Annotated in this window: 15 protein-coding genes, 1 tRNA gene, 1 pseudogene and 1 riboswitch; of the genes and pseudogenes, 11 read left to right on the forward strand and 6 right to left on the reverse strand. The window is 58.4% G+C overall.

Going from position 1 to position 15,864, the window contains the following annotated elements; translation table 11 throughout:
• The first annotated feature begins 336 nt into the window (after positions 1 to 336).
• From NW828_RS00750 to NW828_RS00765, 4 genes are all read left to right on the forward strand, one after another.
• Positions 337 to 717: a hypothetical protein gene (locus tag NW828_RS00750; protein WP_414380881.1), complete on the forward strand. Its 381-nt coding sequence runs from the start codon at positions 337 to 339 to the stop codon at positions 715 to 717.
• Positions 711 to 2,528, forward strand: a complete 1,818-nt coding sequence (locus NW828_RS00755) for a tetratricopeptide repeat protein (RefSeq protein WP_414380882.1) — start codon at positions 711 to 713, stop codon at positions 2,526 to 2,528. Before NW828_RS00750 ends, NW828_RS00755 begins: the two co-directional genes overlap by 7 nt.
• Positions 2,529 to 2,712: 184 nt before the next feature.
• Positions 2,713 to 3,240: a hypothetical protein gene (locus tag NW828_RS00760; RefSeq protein WP_414380883.1), complete on the forward strand. Its 528-nt coding sequence runs from the start codon at positions 2,713 to 2,715 to the stop codon at positions 3,238 to 3,240.
• A gap of 36 nt (positions 3,241 to 3,276) precedes the next feature.
• Positions 3,277 to 3,795, forward strand: coding sequence for a MogA/MoaB family molybdenum cofactor biosynthesis protein (locus NW828_RS00765; RefSeq protein ID WP_414380884.1), 519 nt, complete (start codon positions 3,277 to 3,279; stop codon positions 3,793 to 3,795).
• 28 nt (positions 3,796 to 3,823) lie between these two features.
• Here NW828_RS00765 and metK read toward each other — a convergent pair whose 3' ends face one another.
• The 3 genes and pseudogenes from metK to NW828_RS00780 form a co-directional block, all read right to left on the reverse strand.
• Positions 3,824 to 5,083, reverse strand: a complete 1,260-nt coding sequence (gene metK, locus NW828_RS00770; RefSeq protein WP_414380885.1) for a methionine adenosyltransferase — start codon at positions 5,081 to 5,083, stop codon at positions 3,824 to 3,826.
• A gap of 298 nt (positions 5,084 to 5,381) precedes the next feature.
• A riboswitch (SAM riboswitch) is annotated at positions 5,382 to 5,493 on the reverse strand.
• A 67-nt stretch (positions 5,494 to 5,560) separates the two neighbouring features.
• Entirely contained in the window at positions 5,561 to 5,890 is a 330-nt protein-coding gene (locus NW828_RS00775) for a hypothetical protein (protein ID WP_414380886.1), read from the reverse strand.
• A gap of 74 nt (positions 5,891 to 5,964) precedes the next feature.
• A pseudogene (locus NW828_RS00780) lies at positions 5,965 to 6,148 on the reverse strand (hypothetical protein); the annotation flags it as partial.
• Positions 6,149 to 6,367: 219 nt separating this feature from the next.
• Between NW828_RS00780 and cobO the strand changes: the two are divergent.
• Both cobO and NW828_RS00790 read left to right on the forward strand, forming a co-directional pair.
• On the forward strand, positions 6,368 to 7,102 hold the full coding sequence (gene cobO / locus NW828_RS00785; protein WP_414380934.1) for a cob(I)yrinic acid a,c-diamide adenosyltransferase: 735 nt from the start codon (positions 6,368 to 6,370) through the stop codon (positions 7,100 to 7,102).
• 16 nt (positions 7,103 to 7,118) lie between these two features.
• Positions 7,119 to 8,522, forward strand: coding sequence for a cobyrinate a,c-diamide synthase (locus NW828_RS00790; protein ID WP_414380887.1), 1,404 nt, complete (start codon positions 7,119 to 7,121; stop codon positions 8,520 to 8,522).
• Here the strand turns inward: NW828_RS00790 and NW828_RS00795 are convergent.
• On the reverse strand, positions 8,519 to 9,766 hold the full coding sequence (locus NW828_RS00795; RefSeq protein WP_414380888.1) for a URC4/urg3 family protein: 1,248 nt from the start codon (positions 9,764 to 9,766) through the stop codon (positions 8,519 to 8,521). The two genes, NW828_RS00790 and NW828_RS00795, sit on opposite strands and share 4 nt — an antisense overlap.
• A gap of 485 nt (positions 9,767 to 10,251) precedes the next feature.
• Here NW828_RS00795 and NW828_RS00800 point away from each other — a divergent pair, with 485 nt between their 5' ends.
• Positions 10,252 to 10,599 carry a DUF1815 family protein gene (locus NW828_RS00800; RefSeq protein ID WP_011434143.1) on the forward strand — a complete coding sequence of 116 codons (348 nt, stop codon included), beginning with the start codon at positions 10,252 to 10,254 and terminating at the stop codon, positions 10,597 to 10,599.
• 310 nt (positions 10,600 to 10,909) lie between these two features.
• Here NW828_RS00800 and NW828_RS00805 read toward each other — a convergent pair.
• A tRNA-Glu gene (locus NW828_RS00805) sits at positions 10,910 to 10,982 on the reverse strand.
• Between the two features lie 391 nt (positions 10,983 to 11,373).
• On the opposite strand from NW828_RS00805, the gene clpP reads away from it, so the two are divergent.
• The 4 genes from clpP to NW828_RS00825 all read left to right on the forward strand — a co-directional run bounded on the left by clpP (position 11,374) and on the right by NW828_RS00825 (position 14,724).
• Complete coding sequence (gene clpP / locus NW828_RS00810; protein ID WP_011434140.1) at positions 11,374 to 11,976, forward strand: ATP-dependent Clp endopeptidase proteolytic subunit ClpP; 603 nt, start codon at positions 11,374 to 11,376, stop codon at positions 11,974 to 11,976.
• Between the two features lie 508 nt (positions 11,977 to 12,484).
• On the forward strand, positions 12,485 to 13,909 hold the full coding sequence (locus NW828_RS00815; protein ID WP_414380889.1) for a form I ribulose bisphosphate carboxylase large subunit: 1,425 nt from the start codon (positions 12,485 to 12,487) through the stop codon (positions 13,907 to 13,909).
• Between the two features lie 66 nt (positions 13,910 to 13,975).
• Complete coding sequence (gene rcbX, locus NW828_RS00820) at positions 13,976 to 14,383, forward strand: RuBisCO chaperone RbcX (protein WP_011434137.1); 408 nt, start codon at positions 13,976 to 13,978, stop codon at positions 14,381 to 14,383.
• An 8-nt stretch (positions 14,384 to 14,391) separates the two neighbouring features.
• Positions 14,392 to 14,724, forward strand: coding sequence for a ribulose bisphosphate carboxylase small subunit (locus NW828_RS00825; protein ID WP_011434136.1), 333 nt, complete (start codon positions 14,392 to 14,394; stop codon positions 14,722 to 14,724).
• Positions 14,725 to 15,045: 321 nt separating this feature from the next.
• Here the strand turns inward: NW828_RS00825 and NW828_RS00830 are convergent, their stop codons facing one another.
• Positions 15,046 to 15,804, reverse strand: coding sequence for a DUF92 domain-containing protein (locus tag NW828_RS00830; protein ID WP_414380890.1), 759 nt, complete (start codon positions 15,802 to 15,804; stop codon positions 15,046 to 15,048).
• Positions 15,805 to 15,864 lie beyond the last annotated feature (60 nt).

A 15,864-nucleotide genomic window follows, 5' to 3' on the forward strand; every position in this document is an offset into this window, starting at 1 on the left:
GGGGTAAGACTGATGACCTTGGGTGGCGCAGAGGGCCGGCGTCTCAAGCCGGCTGGAAACGGCTGTGGGCATTCCCTCTGTCTTCCAACACAGTCGAGTATCGAGTAGAGTGGGGGCGCCTGCTTTGATTTGGATTGGGTTTTATGAATCCAGCTACCCCTCCTGCTGCGCCCTCGTCCCGCCGCTTTCCCCTTCGTCCCGTAGCAATGGTGGCCCTCACTGCCGGCTTCTTGGCGAGGTTAGGAGCGGGGGGCTATGCCTTACTGCAGCGGCTACGGCTGCAGATGCACCGGGATCTGATCTTCTATCGGTACACCGTCTTTTCTGAGTTTGGCTATGGAGGCTCGCCAGCGTTCGATCCCGGCCAAAGTGATCGCTGGTTTCCTCTTACCTATCCGGTGTTGGCCCGCTGGGGGGGGATCCGCCGACCCGAGCCGCCGCAGCTACACCTTCTACACCTTGCAAAGCCATGGCCTGCCCTACAGCCGTTGGTGGTTGGAGGATCGGCTGCGGCAAAATTCGGCTCAGTTTTTCGCCCCAGCAGCTTTGTTCGGGGGCTATGACTACTCAAGCGGGCAGGAGATTGCGCCTCAATACGAGCTGTTTGGGCTGGATCGGCCAGAGTCGGTGCAGCGCCTCACCGAGCTGGCCTTGGCCGGGATCCAAGCCATAGCCCCGAGTGGAGTTTTAATCTCAACTGGCTCAACAGCTTGCTGACCCAAGAAGAATTTCCCTTGCGAGATCAGGTCTACAGAGCGCTGCTCCCCGCCTTGGAAAGCAGCTCTCCGCAGCGGGCAAAGAAACTCTTGAGCGCCTTGCCCTACGAGGAGGAAAGGATCCCCTCTTGGGCGCTGTCGCAGGTGCAGGCGGTGCGGCAGCGGGTTGCGGGGAATGTTTCTCCATACACTGATGTTTATGGGCGTGCCGGCCAAGTGTTGATCCTAGAACAGCCGACGGTGCAAACGGTGCGCCCTTTGTACGAAGATTTACCGCCCCCATCCCGACACTTTTTTCTGCTGCAGATAGCGGATCCAGAAACTCTCCCCCCTGCCGCTCAGGTGTTGCTGCGCAGCGTGGTGGGCGATGATGCTGACCCGCAGCGGTTTTTGGCGGCGGCTCTTCTCTACTTAAAAGGGGATCCCAGCGGGGAGCCGCTGCTGCAGAAGGCTCTCAACGAGGACTTTGCCTCTCTTCACGGCATCGACGACCACCTGGTTTTGCTGCAGTTGGCAGAAGCTTTTCCCAATTCCCGCTTTACGCAAGCTTGCCGGGAATACGCCCGCATTCGGGGGGGCAGCTATTTTGGCCATTCCCTCTACAACCCCGAGACCGGCGAACCGATCCCGCGGCCTTTCCCCCCGGCAGAGGAAGAGACCCTTTGGCGGACTTGGCTGACCGTCTACCCGAATCATCCCGGTGCCGACGATGCCCTCTTCTGGCTGACACGCACCTTGGAGTGGCAGGGCAAAAGGGAAGAAGCACTGGTCCTTTTGGCCAATTGGCTGGCGGATCCCTTCGGCGATGGAGACATGCGCTACGTCTTGCGCCGCCGCCTGCTTTTGCTCTTAGACAGCGGTGCAACCCCCAGCGAGTTGCAAGCTTTTCTCGACCGCCACGGCGAGCATCCTCTGGCCGCCGCCGTCCGCTATGCTCTGGCGGTTCGCTTCGCCCGCGAACACCGCTACGACCTAGCCCTGCAGCTGACGGAAAATCTGGCTTTGGATGCTGTGTTGGATCGCTACCCCTTGCTGGATGGCGGCTACTGGCTGGACGACTGGGATCCCGTGCCCGCCAGCCGCACCCCTCTGCAACCCAAAATCCAGGCCCAACGAGAACGCTGGCGCCAATTGAGCCGTTGGCAAGCCCAATCCACTCCCCAACAACGCTATCAACATCAACTGGCCGCCCACTGGGCCGCTGCCGACGGTTGGCGCAATGGGTACCTGTGGCTGTTTAACCAAACCCGTGCCGGTGGCCTGAGTGGGGATGCTGATGGAAGCGCGCCGCCGCAACCAGCTTCCTCCAGTTCTCTATCGGACTATCAGCGGGCCAATCACCATGCTGTAGCAGCAGAGTTACTCGGCTCTGTGCTGGCGGATCCCACCGCCCCTGCCCATCTTCAGGAAGAAAGCCTGTACCGGCAGGTGCTGATCCTCTACCGCCAGTACACCACCTACCCTCCCGAGGAAACGGCAGCCATCTATCCGCTGCCGGGCTTCCCCCCAGGAGTGACAGAAGATACCAGCTTGTTCGACACGTCACTGCCGGACTACGTGGATCCTGGCAGCCTCAGCTACAGCTACTTTCTGGAAGCCAAAGCCCTGCAGGATGGCTATGCCCGCCAGGCGATCTACGCCGGCAATGAGCTGCTGAACCGCTTCCCCCAGAGCCGCTATGCTGGGGATGTGCTCATGGCTCTGTACGGCCTGACGGGAGATGTCGCCTTCCTAGGACGGCTGCTGACGCAGTTTCCTGATAGCGAGCGCGCTCTGGAGGCAGCGCTTGAGCTGGGGCCCGTCAGCCACTGAGTCTTTAAGCGTACCGCAGCTTTGCAGCTTTATAGCCTCTTCACAGAGCCTTCATGAAAGGCAAATAGGGGTATTCTTGGACGAGAGCTGTCTTACGAGATCCAGGGAGAAAGGCTTTATCTCCCCTTTGTCTCGGCGGATCTGGACTAGCTTGGGTTGAGTTTCCTTGGGCTGCCATGGGCTGATGGATCCTGCCACCTTTCTGGAGCACTATGGGTTTGAGCTGGAAGGTCAACCCAGCCAGGTTTGGGTGGAGCGCTGGAGCCAGTTGTTCCCGGATCTTTGGATCCCGGCAGCCTTGCTAGAAGCCCTCTACCAGGGGCGGTACAAGGCCGCCTCTGTGGAGCAGCTTCTCCGCCTTTGGCAGCGTCGCGGCTCTCCTCATCTTACCTTTCCCCCAGAAATCGGCCAGTTCCTTTGGCAGGAGCAGCAGGAGCGGATCCGCTCTTTGGCTGCGGCTGCCTTTGCCTGTTCTCCTCTGCCGCCGGTACCCCCCGCGGGATCCCTGTTTTCCCGAGAACCGGCCATATCTCTAAACTTGTTGTTGGAGCAGTTGCAGGAGCTTCCCCCCAAGCTGCGCCGCCTGCTCGCCCAGTCCCCTCCTCCCCAACTTGCCCGTGCCGGTGGGGCAGAGTCCTCAGGGATCCTAGAGCTCCAGCAGACGGTCGTTGACCCTCCAACTCCTGCCGAGCCCCCTCAGGGACAGTCTTGATGGGCTTGCCACTCTCTTTCCTCAGGGATCCTGGCCATGAACTTTCCCCTCGATTGCGACAGCGGTGCGGAGCACATTTTTGCCGCCTTGCCCTGTGGGGTGATCACCGTCAGCGACACGCGCACCCCTGAAACCGATCACAGCGGCCAGTTTATCTGCACAGCCCTCCAGGAGTCCGGCCACCGGGTGGAGAGATATTGCATTCTCCGAGATGAACCGCAGCTCATTCGAGAGCAGGTTCAGGATTGGGCCGGATCCCTGCCGGTGCTCTTGTTGAATGGTGGCACAGGCATCGCCCCCCGCGACACCACTTACGACGCCATCGAGGCTCTCCTGGAAAAGACCTTGCCCGGCTTTGGGGAGATCTTCCGCCAGCTCAGCTATGCCCAGATTGGCAGTCGGGCCATCGCCTCTCGGGCCATCGCCGGGATCCACGGAAAGTGCTTGATCTTTTCCATGCCTGGCTCCCCAGCAGCCGTGCAACTGGCTATGCGCAGCCTGATCCTGCCGGAGCTACCCCACCTGGTTAAGCAACTGCACCAGGGCAAGCATTGAGGCAGCAGGCCGTCTTAGTGATCCCCTCTTAGGCCAAGAGGGCAGTCGCCTTGGCAAGAGCCTCCTCCCGCAGCAGAGCGGCTTTATCGGTGCGCTCCCAGGGCAGATCCAGATGGGTTTGCCCGAAGTGCCCATAGACCGCTACGTCTTGGTAGAAGCGCCCTCCCCGTTGGCGGGGCAGCTCCCGCAGTTGGAACTGGGCCAAAATGGCTGCCGGCCTCAGATCGAAGTGGCGCTGCACCAGCCGCAACAGCTCTTCGTCGGGGATGCGCCCTGTGCCAAAGGTTTCCACCAAAATGTTGATGGGGCGGGCTACCCCAATGGCGTAGCTCACCTGCACTTCACATTTTTGCGCCAAGCCAGCTGCCACGATGTTCTTGGCCACGTAACGAGCCGCATAGGCAGCGCTGCGATCCACCTTGGTGGGATCCTTGCCGGAGAAGGCCCCGCCCCCATGGCGAGAATAGCCGCCGTAGGTATCGACGATGATCTTGCGTCCGGTCAGGCCCGCATCTCCCTGAGGGCCGCCGATGACAAACTTGCCGGTGGGATTGGTGAGGAAGCGGGTGTGGCTATCCGGCTTGATGGGCAGCTCGGCAAACACCGGCGTGACCACTGCCTCCCAGAGATCGGCGCGGATCCGCTCTTGCACCGCCGCCTCTTCCGTAATGGCGCCAATCGTGGGTGTGTGCTGGGTGGAGATGAGCAGGGTGTGAATGCCCACCGGGCGACCTTCCTCATAGGCCACAGTCACCTGCGTTTTGCCATCCGGGCGCAGATAGGGCAGGGTGCCGTTTTTGCGAACCGTGGCCAACTGGCGGCTGAGGCGGTGGGCCAAGCTAATGGGCAAGGGCATCAACTCGGGAGTTTCATCGCAGGCAAAGCCAAACATCAACCCCTGATCCCCGGCCCCGACCAAGTCGAATTGATCTTCCTGGGAGCCGCGACTTTCCAGGGCCATGTTCACCCCTTGGGCAATATCGGGAGATTGCTCATCGAAAGCCACCAACACCGCGCAGCTTTCTGCACAAAACCCATTCTTGGCATCGGTATAGCCAATTTCGGCCACCTTGTCCCGCACCAGACGGGTGAAGTTGACCTGCGCTTGCGAGGTGATCTCCCCGGTCAACAAAACCAGGCCCGTATTGACCACCACCTCGGCGGCCACCCGACTGAGGGGATCCGCCGTCAAGAGGGCATCCACGATGGCATCGGAGATCTGATCGCAGATTTTGTCGGGGTGCCCCTCCGTCACCGACTCCGAGGAAAACAAAAACGACTTGGACAACGAACCTTCTCCTTAAAAGCTAGAACTGAGAACCTGAACAAAAAACAAGGCTCACCCGCTCGTTCATTATCCGTCGGAGAAAGAGCCAACCAGGGATCCCCAGGTGCTCCGCACCAGCCCCAACTCAGCCAGAGGAAAGGCCCAGCAACCAGCAAGCGTTCTGCACCGCTGACGCACCAGCACTGCCGCGAAGGCCTTGCCCCGCTGCCGCGACCAGAGCTATGGGAGCTGCTAAAGGATAAAGTTGCCAGAAAAGTCCCCCGCCAAAGAGGGCTATCCTCTAGAGAAAACTTTATTGCCTTTATCTTTCGGTTACTGACTAACCGCAGGAATTGGCACCGTAGCGGAGGCTTCCGCCGGGTTGCCGCAGCTTCATTGGGCCTGGTCCCTCAGTCTGCTCTGGATAAAGAACGGAACTTGTCCCTATAGTACCCCCAACCTCCGCCCATTTGTCAAAAAAATAAGCTGTGGGCGGCTTCAGCCAAACAGACCCTGCCACCAGTCTGTCCCCTGAGCGGCTTTGAGAAAGAATGCGCCGGCCAAGCCCAGGGGGGAGAGAACGCCGAGAAAGCCAACTGTCCCCAATCCCCAAGCCAAGCGGTGCAGATGCTTTTTGTCGGCAGGATTTGGCGTCGTTTCGGCTGAGATGGCCAACAGGGATCCCAAGGCTGCCAATAGGGATCCCCCCAGACCTGCAAAGTAGCTGGGCGCTAGCCACGGTTGCAACTCGGCGGCAGATACGACTTGGATGCGGGGCAAGACTTGAAAACACCCTATTGCCAGCACTGCCCAGATGAAGCAGTACATTAGCAGGCTATCTCGGAAAGCAGCAGCCGGTTCTGATACATTTACGCTGAACACTGCTGAACATCACTGTTCAACTATGCAGCGATAGCATTCTGTTTGTTTCCAACCAGAATGGCGGTATCCCGCAAAGCTTTGAGTAGAATACCCAAAGCGCAGTTTCCGTGTCGTCTTACTACCAATTTTCTGCTTTGCTTTGGCTACCATGTTGGCAGACTCGAAAGTAAACAGAAAGATCAACTGATAGTAATCCGTACTGAACATATTATACATTATTTTCAGTATAGTTGAGCTTATTATTGACTAGAGTCATGCTCTCATGATCCCAGCCAATGCAACCAGATGAGGGATTAGGATGGGGGCGGTCTGCTGTGGGGGAACTTGAGTTTGCCCTAACAGTCGCGTCAGCGGTGCAGTTCCCCTGCCGTAGGCACAGCACCTTTCCCTCAGCTTGTGTGGCGAATCTCAATTTTTATGATTATGGCCCAACCCGCCCTGTCTGGCTGGCCTGCACCGGCTTCGGGATCCCAGCCCCTGCCCCCCTCGACAACAGAACTTGAGGCTGCTTGCGATAGCTCACCGGGCACAGAGGCTGACCCAAACTGGCGGCACCGCCAAAGAATGCAAAAACGCCAGCAGCGGCAGCGGCAGCGTCTGTCGGGCATGCGAGATGACAAGGGCTTGATCATCGTACACACCGGGCAGGGCAAGGGAAAGACCACGGCTGCCTTTGGCATGATCTTCCGCGCCCTCGGCCAGGGATTGTCGGTGGGGGTGGTGCAATTTATCAAGGGGGCCTGGGATCCAGGAGAAGCCAAGCTATTGCGGAAATTGGCCGAGCATCCAGAGCTGGGCCTGGGGAAAATAGCTTTTTACGCCATGGGGGAGGGCTTTACCTGGGAAACCCAAGACCGGGAGCGAGACATCGCCCATGCACAGGCGGCCTGGGAAAAGGGGCGGGAGCTGTTCACCAGCGGGGAGTTTCAGTTGGTGCTTCTGGATGAGATCAATGTCGCCCTCAAGTTGGGATATCTCTCGCCGGACAGGGTGTTGGCCGGGCTAGCGGAGAAACCGGAGCGGGTTCACCTGATCTTGACGGGGCGGGGCGCACCGGCAGCGTTGATCGACCGAGCCGATCTGGTGACGGAGATGACTTTGGTCAAGCATCCCTTCCGTGACCAGGGGATCAAGGCGCAAATCGGCATCGAGTTCTAACCCTTGGGCAGGAAAGATGGCCATTCTGCTGGCGGCGGCAGCAAGCGGCAGCGGCAAAACCACCATCACTCTGGCTCTGTTGGCCGCTCTGAGGCGACGGGGCCTGCGCATCCAACCGTTCAAGGTGGGGCCGGATTACATCGATCCTCTGTTTCACACGGCGGTGAGCGGGATCCCCTGTCGCACTTTGGATCCCTTCTTGACCGACGAGGACTTTGTGCAGCGCTGCTTTCGCCACCATTGCCAGGGCAAGGATGGAGCCATTGTGGAGGGGGTAATGGGCCTCTTCGATGGACGAGCGCCGGGATCCCTGCCCCTCCCCGAGGGCGGAACGGAGCCTTTTTTTGCCAGCAGCGCCCATGTGGCCCGCCTGCTCGGGATCCCTGTGGTGCTGGTGATCGATGGCAGCGGCATGGGAACGACGGTGGCCGCTTTGCTCTACGGCTTGAGCCGCTGGGATCCCCGCCTCTCCATTGCTGGGGTGATTTTCAACCGGGTGGCCTCGGAGCGGCATGGACAAATCTTGCAGCAGGCAGCGGCTGCAGCGGGGATCCCAGTCTTGGGCCAGTTTCCCCGGCGGGAGGATTTGCGGTTGCCCAGCCGACACCTGGGGTTGGTGCCTGTCTCAGAACTGGATCACTTCCCCCACTGGCAAGCTGCCTGGGCCGAACTGGCCGAGCAACACGTCAATTGGGATAGCCTATTGCCCCTCATTCGGAGGCTTCCTCCAGCGGTAGGAGAGCTGTGGCCAGGGATCCCCCCTCTCACCGAAAGGACTCCGCCCCGCCGCTGCGAACAGGTACGGGTGGCGGTGGCCCAAGACCACGCCTTTAACTTCTACTACGCCGACAACTTGGATCTGTTGCGGGCCTGTGGAGCCGAGCTGCTGGAGTATTCCCCCCTCCAGGTGGGGCTATGGCCGCCGGATCCCTGCGATGGCGTACTGCTGGGGGGAGGGTTCCCGGAATTGTTTGCAGCACCTCTATCTGAGAGCATTAACCAACAACCTCCCCCGCCCACCCACCCACCCCTCTACGCCGAGTGCGGCGGACTGATGGTGCTGGGCCAATCCCTTACCGATTTTCAGGGAAAGACCTACCCGATGGCCGGGCTGTTGCCCATCACAGTAGACATGGCCAACCGGCTATGTTTGGGCTACCGCGCAGCTGCCGTTTTGCGCCCAACCCTGCTGGCCCCAGCTGGGGATCGCCTGCGCGGGCATGAATTTCACCGCTCCCGCAGCACCCCCATCTCCCCCAGCCCAATCTACAGCTGGGGATCCCCCGCCCAGCCTCAACAGGAAGGATGGGCCACCGAGCGCCTTCACGCTTCGTACCTGCATCTGCACTGGGGATCCCGTCCTGATTTGGCCCTGAGATTATTACAGAACTTCTTAAGAATCTCGAAAGGGGATCCCTAAAAAACCGTGCCATCGCTGAGCAGTTGGATGGGGGGAGAAGCATCTGGCCTGAGCTGGGCAGCGATTTGCCGCCCTGCCGTCCAGGTTCCCCCTTGCAGTATTTTCACCAGGGGCAACTCCTGGGCAGAGCAGCCAAGCCTTTCCCGGATTAAGGAGGCAACTTGATCCAGCAAAATCACCGTCAGGGCTCGCCACTCCACAATCACCGTCGAATCTGGGGGATGCGGTTGCTGCCCAATCTCCGGCTGCTTGAGCTGGATCACCCCCAAATCCACAAACAGCCCCCCGTTGCGATACTCCGCCAAACCCGTCAGCTCATCCAAACCCCCGATTGGGATCCCCTCCTGCTGCAACGGCTCCAGCAGGGAATAGGTCATCCATTGCAACAACTTGTGAAAAGGCACCCAATGGCTCCCCGGCTCCGTTTGGGGCAGGTGGGGATAGGGCCAGACATCCCCCAGAGGGATCCCGGCCAGCGAGACTCGCCCAGGCCAAATGGAGCTAAACCCCCTCTGAACTGCCTGGAAGACCTGTGCTGCTTTGATCCCACGGCTGGGATCCTCGGGTTGGATTGCTTCCCACAACCGGCCTGGACGAGGAAGATTGTGACCAGATCCAAAGTAATGAGGTTGAGCCCGCAAAGTTTGTGCCAACCTTTGCAGCAGTTGCCAGCGCCCCTCCAGTCCCAGTAAAGGATTTTCCGGCCCCACCTGGAAAGCTGCTGCCAAATCCGCCAAGGTGATCCGCTCCAGGCCCGCCGCATCCACCTGCAGAGGCTGCTGGGGATCGCTGGAAAACCCACCTTGCCAGAACCAGTCGAAACTGGCCAAGGCCAAACCTTCGGAACGACCCACCACCGTCTGACTTTCTGGATCCCAGTACTTCCAGGCAGAGCCTGCGCCTGCGTCCAGCAACACGCTGACGATGGCCAGATCCCACTTGCATCGCAGCCGCTCCAGCGGATCCATGTCTTTAAGTCGATTTTCCAGACGGGTTAGGCGCTCCCCGGATCCCACCTGAAAATGTTGCCAGCGGCTGTGGAAGGGAATTTCCCCGTTGGGATAATGGGCCCGCATTGTGGTGATCACATAGTCGGCTACGGATCCCATCCGATTCAGGTCGAGGCGAAAGTGCTCTGATTCATCGGCCAAAACCCTTTCCAATAGCAACTGACAGCGATCCCGAATGGCTTGGGGACTCTGCAAATAAGCCACTCGTTTCTCCAGATCAACAGGTGTCAGCATCGAGCCGTTCCTTCTCAATTGTCCATGCCGAGAATTTTCTCAGCATAATCGGGCGGGAACCCACCTTGATCTGCATTCGTCTGCAAGCCTTGGCCCACTTGACACTCCCGCCGGTCTCTTGTCAAAAGACCGCGTCTTACTTCGCGATCGGTGAGACCCTTGCAAGAGAAAGCTTTGAGGCAACTGTCCTGCTGACACGAGCAGCCCTGAGCCATTTTGAGAAAAGACTGGGCCAAGCACTGGGTGAGGATCCCGATAGATAAGAGCATTGACTCGAGGTAAATTTTGATGTCCCTGTTAAGAGAAGTGTTGAATACTACATTTCCCTGAAGTAGACTTTGCCCACTCTGTGGCCTTAATCACTTCCTTGAGGGGTTGTCGATTGTTATGATAGATGTAATCCTAGCCCTAAGCATAAATTACTAGTTAGGTCATTTGCAGCTAGGCTAAGCCCCAAAAGTGCCAATCCGTTAGGGAGGAGTGTGATGTTCACACGGTTGGCGGAACAATACCGCAGCTATGTTCAAGATCTGGTGATGAGTTTGCAGGCCCTGGCCATCGTTTTGGAGAAGCGGGGCTACCCAGCCTCTTGCTACACCTGTGGTACGTCTTTCGAGAGTGCCTCGTTTATGGTCAGTTTACGAGAGGGGCACCTAATCCGCTTTTTGGTTTCCGAATGCTCCATTAGCTGGACAGAAATGCGGGATGACCGGGAGCTTATGAAATTGGAAGGGGCAGAGGCGATTCGCCAACTGCAGGAGCTGGCAGAGCTTATCAAAGATGAGCTGTTGGTCGCCGCCACGCCGGCTGAAGCTCTGGTGGCCAGCACCTGATCCTGGCAGGCCCTAGGTCTGCTCAAACCCAAGCCGTAGCCGATTGGACAACTAAGCCTAACCTTCTAGGCCGCTGCTTTGGAGATTTTTCCCCTGTTGAGGAGTAAGGGTGGAATAGGGCTCCCCCTCGACGGAGTGGCAGTTGGCTGGCTGCCCATGCCGCTTGTATGGGGATCCCAGATGACCCGCTCTCCCAGCTTGTATCTGGAGTGGTTTGTGGCGGCAAAGCCTCTCTGAGTAAAGTCTGAGTAAGGTGTCACCGCTGCCAGGGATCCCCTGTTGACGGCTTCATCTTATAACTCTGACCCAATACCCCCAAGGGGATTCGAACCCCTGTCGCATCCGTGAAAGGGATGTGTCCTAGGCCTCTAGACGATGGGGGCGCTCTCCGACAAGGCGATCCTAATCCTAAAGAAGGATAAGTAAGCTTGTCAACCTTTTAATCTGCATCCCCAGACCCACGCCCTGCCAAGTTCAGAATCAAGATCCCCAGCAAAGCCAGGCTCAGCAGGCTGGCAATCACAATCGGTTCATCTGGGATCACGTCCATCTTGGCTTCACCTCACCACATCACAAAGAGCCACACCTCAGACCCGTTCCACATCCCAGAAGAAGAGGGATCCCGCTATAACCACCCCGTCTCCTTGCTGTTCTAGCCGGCTCACACCCCGTCGAGCCCGGTACCGAGCAAGGCCGGTGAGCCGTCCTAAGCAAAGCATCCATCCAGTGGCTTAGACTACACTAGTTAAGAACTGACCCATCGCTTGGACTGGCATGATTCCCACCGTTATTGAGCAATCTGCGCGAGGCGAGCGCGCCTTTGACATTTACTCGCGTCTCTTGCGGGATCGGATCATTTTCTTGGGCACCCAGGTGGACGACGACATTGCCAACCTGATTGTGGCCCAGATGCTCTACTTGGAGTCCGAAGACCCTGAAAAAGACATCTACCTCTACATCAACTCCCCCGGCGGCTCTGTCTATGCTGGCATGGCCATTTACGACACCATGCAGCACATTCAGCCGGATGTCTCCACCATCTGCATTGGTTTGGCTGCCAGCATGGGAGCCTTTCTGCTGGCAGGGGGCACCAAAGGCAAGCGCATTGCCCTTCCCCACGCCCGCATCATGATCCACCAACCCCTTGGTGGAGCTCAGGGGCCAGCTACCGATATTGAAATTCAGGCCAAAGAGATCCTCTTCATCAAAAACAGCCTCAATAGCTTGCTGGCCTACCACACCGGTCAACCTCTAGAGCGCATCGAACGAGATACCGACCGCGACAACTTCATGACCCCAGAACAAGCCAAAGAGTACGGCCTCATCGACCAAGTGATCAGCAAGAGACCCCAGCCAACCCTGGCAGCCGTTTCTTGACCCTCCAGATCCTGTGGGTGGACTTGCTCCGCTCCCTCAAAGAAGGGAGCTTTTGGTTTTGGCCGGGGATCCCACCCGAAGGATATTAAGAAAGCCAAAGAAATCTGTATTCTCGGCAGGCAGCAACGGGACTCACTTTAACCAAACTAATCAAACTCATAAAGAAAGTAATGTTCAGCCCACTATTGCGGATGATAGCTTAGGATTAAACCAATATAGAGTTGTGTTTGCCGAGATTCTAGCTTAGGCACTGTATAAAAATCTTTCTACTGGATTTGCAAGTCCAGGGAGTCCAAGCTAGCAATTGAAGGCACTCGAAAAGAAGGGTTTGGGGCTTCCATTCCCTGGGATGAAGAGTGTCTTAAGGCCCAACTTTGGCCTCATGGTCGTGGGGCGGTCTTATTCACGGAAACTCGGCGGTCTCGAGTTTTGGCCCTGAGTTTTTCCTCTTGGTTGCATCCGTGAAGGGCATTTTCTGGTTCTGTAATTCGTTCAGAGGGAGATCAACGTGGCCTACTCAGCAACCCAATCCAAAAGCGGCTATCAAGCCGGTGTGAAGGATTACCGACTCACCTATTACACTCCCGACTACACACCCAAGGATACCGATGTCTTGGCCTGTTTCCGGGTTACTCCTCAGCCGGGCGTTCCTCCCGAAGAGGCGGGGGCAGCCGTGGCGGCTGAGTCTTCGACGGGCACCTGGACAACGGTATGGACCGATTTGCTTACCGACTTGGATCGGTACAAAGGCCGCTGCTATGACATCGAGCCGGTTCCCGGCGAAGAGAACCAGTACTTCTGCTTCGTCGCCTATCCGCTGGATCTGTTCGAGGAAGGCTCGGTGACCAACATGCTCACCTCGATTGTGGGCAACGTTTTTGGCTTTAAGGCCCTAAAGGCGCTGCGGCTGGAAGATGTGCGGATCCCGGTGGCCTACCTGAAAACCTTCCAAGGCCCTCCCCACGGCATTCAGGTGGAGCGGGATAAGTTGAATAAGTATGGCCGTCCGCTGCTGGGCTGCACCATCAAACCCAAGTTGGGCCTTTCTGCCAAAAATTACGGGCGGGCCGTGTATGAAGCTCTGCGGGGCGGCCTGGACTTCACCAAAGATGACGAAAACATTAACTCCCAGCCCTTCCAGCGCTGGCGGGATCGCTACTTGTTCGTGATGGAGGCTGTCCACAAGGCCCAAGCGGAAACCGGCGAGATCAAGGGCCACTATTTGAACGTGACGGCGCCCACCTGCGAAGAGATGTTCAAGCGGGCCGAGTTTGCCAAGGAGTTGGGCGCCCCTATCATCATGCACGACTACTTGACAGCTGGCTTCACTGCCAACACCAGCTTGGCCAAGTGGTGCCGGGATAACGGCATTCTGCTGCACATTCACCGGGCCATGCACGCGGTGATCGACCGGCAGAAAAACCATGGCATCCACTTCCGGGTGTTGGCCAAGTGTTTGCGCATGTCCGGTGGCGACCACCTGCACTCTGGGACGGTGGTGGGCAAGTTGGAAGGCGACCGCGCCATCACGATGGGCTTTGTGGATCTCATGCGGGAAAACTACGTAGAGGCCGATCGCTCCCGCGGCATTTTCTTCACCCAAGATTGGGCTTCCATGCCAGGGGTGATGCCGGTGGCTTCCGGTGGGATCCACGTTTGGCACATGCCGGCGCTGGTGGAAATCTTCGGCGACGACTCGGTGCTGCAGTTTGGCGGCGGAACCTTGGGACACCCCTGGGGCAACGCGCCGGGCGCAACCGCCAACCGGGTGGCCTTGGAAGCGTGTATCCAAGCTCGTAACGAAGGTCGAGATCTGGCCCGCGAAGGCAACGACATTATCCGGGAAGCAGCCAAGTGGTCGCCAGAGCTGGCGGCTGCCTGCGAGCTGTGGAAGGAAATCAAGTTCGAGTTCAAGGCCGTCGACACCCTCTAGAGATCTGCTGGGGGCAGGGGATCCCCACGGTTCTCTTGCCCTGCTGGCTCCCTCCCTGGATCGGCAATGGATCTGAAACAGATCGCCAAGGACACTGCCAAGACCTTGATCAGCTACCTGACTTATCAGGCGATGCGCACGGTGCTGGCCCAACTGAGCGAAACAGATCCCCCCAGGGCTCTTTGGCTACAGCAGTTCTCCGCTCGGCAAAACCTTCAGGATGGGGAAGCCTACCTGCGGGCTTTGCTGGCTGAGCGTCCTGAGTTGGCCTATCGCATCATGACCGTTCGTGAACACATTGCTGCGGAGGTGGTCGATTACCTGCCGGAAATGGCCAAAGCCGGCATCCAGCAAGCCAACATGGAGCACCGCCGCAATCATCTAGAACGGATCACCTCAGCAACAGGATCCCTACCCGTTACCCACCCGGAAGCGGGATCCCCCCCACAAAACCCTAGGCTCGAAACGGAGTGACACCGATCATGCAAACCTTACCAAAAGAGCGCCGCTACGAAACCCTCTCCTATCTGCCGCCGCTGACGGATCTGCAGATCATCAAGCAGGTGCAGTACATCTTGGATCAGGGCTACATCCCGGCCATAGAGTTCAACGAATCGTCTGAACCAACGGTTCGCTATTGGACGCTGTGGAAGCTGCCCCTGTTCAGCGCCACTTCTCCCCAGGAGGTGCTCAGCGAAGTGCAGGCTTGCCGCAGCGCCTACCCCAACTGTTTCATTCGCGTGGTGGGGTTCGACAACATTAAGCAGTGCCAAGTGCTCAGCTTCCTGGTCTATAAGCCCAGCGGCCTGCGCTAAGGGAGCTCTGGTCAGCGAAAGGGGAGAGCTTCTCCCCTTTTGGTCAAGCCTCCTGGCTTGACTTCTTTGTATGGCCGTTCTCGGTGGCACGGCAATAGAGACCGTGGTTCGGTAATGGTCATGTACAACGTTGCCGTCAACGGGCAACCGGGGTTGGGAACCAGCCTCGTTGGTCTCGGATGTTGCAGCACTCCTTCAGAGACCTGCGGGTCTATGAAGCAACTGGGACAGAGGAAGGGACAAAAACCTCACTGTTAAGGGGATGGGGCACTAGAAACCCCATCTGCCTATACGGTGGGGTAGTTCATGGTGACCCTATTTCTAGGATCCGATGCCCATAAGGGATCCCAGCCCTACCGCCAGAAGAGCGGCCAGGGTTGTTTGAATACTGTTTACAACTTCGTTGGTCATCCAGGCCAAACGGGGTTGTAACACCACTCCCATCCAGCTTTCCGCCAGGGTGGCCAGGATCCCAGCCAGCCAGCAGATGCCCAGCCAAAATGGGCTTCCCCCTACCCATTCCCCGCCAATCCCCCAGGCCAACCCGGCCATCCCTGCCGCTGCCGCCACCCCCGCCAGGGATCCCTCTAGGCTCACGGCTCCTTCTGTGCCCGCCGGCACGGACTGGAAGGTGGTGATCAAAAAGGTCTTGCGGCCATAGGCTTTCCCCACCTCGCTGCTGACGGTATCGGCCAATTTCGCTGCAAAGCTGGCGCTGTATCCCAACCACCACAGGGGATGCGGGAAGAAAGCGTATCCTAGCGCACATCCTGCCCCGGTTAAAGCGGATCCCCAGACGTTCTCCGGCCCTCGCGCCCCCTCTCGCTTTTCGGCGATCCCCTGCGCCTGCTTGCGCCGGATCCCCAGTTTGGTTACGGCTGTTCCCACTAAAAAATAGGCAGCTACCACCGCGTAGCCCCGCCCCCCCAGCCCCCCCCACACCAGCAGGCCCAGCAGGCCCGCGTGGATGACCCCTGCTCGCGTCAAAGCCTTCTGAGGGCTCAGCAGACCCAGCACCACCAGAGCCAGGTTGAGCCAGAGTGCCACCCCCCACTGACTCAGAAGCCACGCTTGCCACATATACCCTTAAACTTTAGCCACAGCAATTTGGCCAGATAATTCTCAGCACAAGCACCAATA

Source organism: Synechococcus sp. W55.2 (assembly GCF_047461635.1).
Taxonomy (GTDB): Bacteria; Cyanobacteriota; Cyanobacteriia; order Thermostichales; family Thermostichaceae; genus Thermostichus.

Coding starts and splice junctions, on each gene's coding strand:
- NW828_RS00750 (WP_414380881.1), top strand. CDS start 337: ATGGAGGCTCGCCAGCGTTCGATCCCGGCCAAAGTGATCGCTGGTTTC.
- rcbX (WP_011434137.1), top strand. CDS start 13,976: ATGGATCTGAAACAGATCGCCAAGGACACTGCCAAGACCTTGATCAGC.
- clpP (WP_011434140.1), top strand. CDS start 11,374: ATGATTCCCACCGTTATTGAGCAATCTGCGCGAGGCGAGCGCGCCTTT.
- NW828_RS00760 (WP_414380883.1), top strand. CDS start 2,713: ATGGATCCTGCCACCTTTCTGGAGCACTATGGGTTTGAGCTGGAAGGT.
- cobO (WP_414380934.1), top strand. CDS start 6,368: ATGGCCCAACCCGCCCTGTCTGGCTGGCCTGCACCGGCTTCGGGATCC.
- NW828_RS00765 (WP_414380884.1), top strand. CDS start 3,277: ATGAACTTTCCCCTCGATTGCGACAGCGGTGCGGAGCACATTTTTGCC.
- NW828_RS00825 (WP_011434136.1), top strand. CDS start 14,392: ATGCAAACCTTACCAAAAGAGCGCCGCTACGAAACCCTCTCCTATCTG.
- NW828_RS00800 (WP_011434143.1), top strand. CDS start 10,252: ATGTTCACACGGTTGGCGGAACAATACCGCAGCTATGTTCAAGATCTG.
- NW828_RS00775 (WP_414380886.1), bottom strand. CDS start 5,890: ATGTACTGCTTCATCTGGGCAGTGCTGGCAATAGGGTGTTTTCAAGTC.
- NW828_RS00790 (WP_414380887.1), top strand. CDS start 7,119: ATGGCCATTCTGCTGGCGGCGGCAGCAAGCGGCAGCGGCAAAACCACC.
- NW828_RS00795 (WP_414380888.1), bottom strand. CDS start 9,766: ATGCTGACACCTGTTGATCTGGAGAAACGAGTGGCTTATTTGCAGAGT.
- NW828_RS00830 (WP_414380890.1), bottom strand. CDS start 15,804: ATGTGGCAAGCGTGGCTTCTGAGTCAGTGGGGGGTGGCACTCTGGCTC.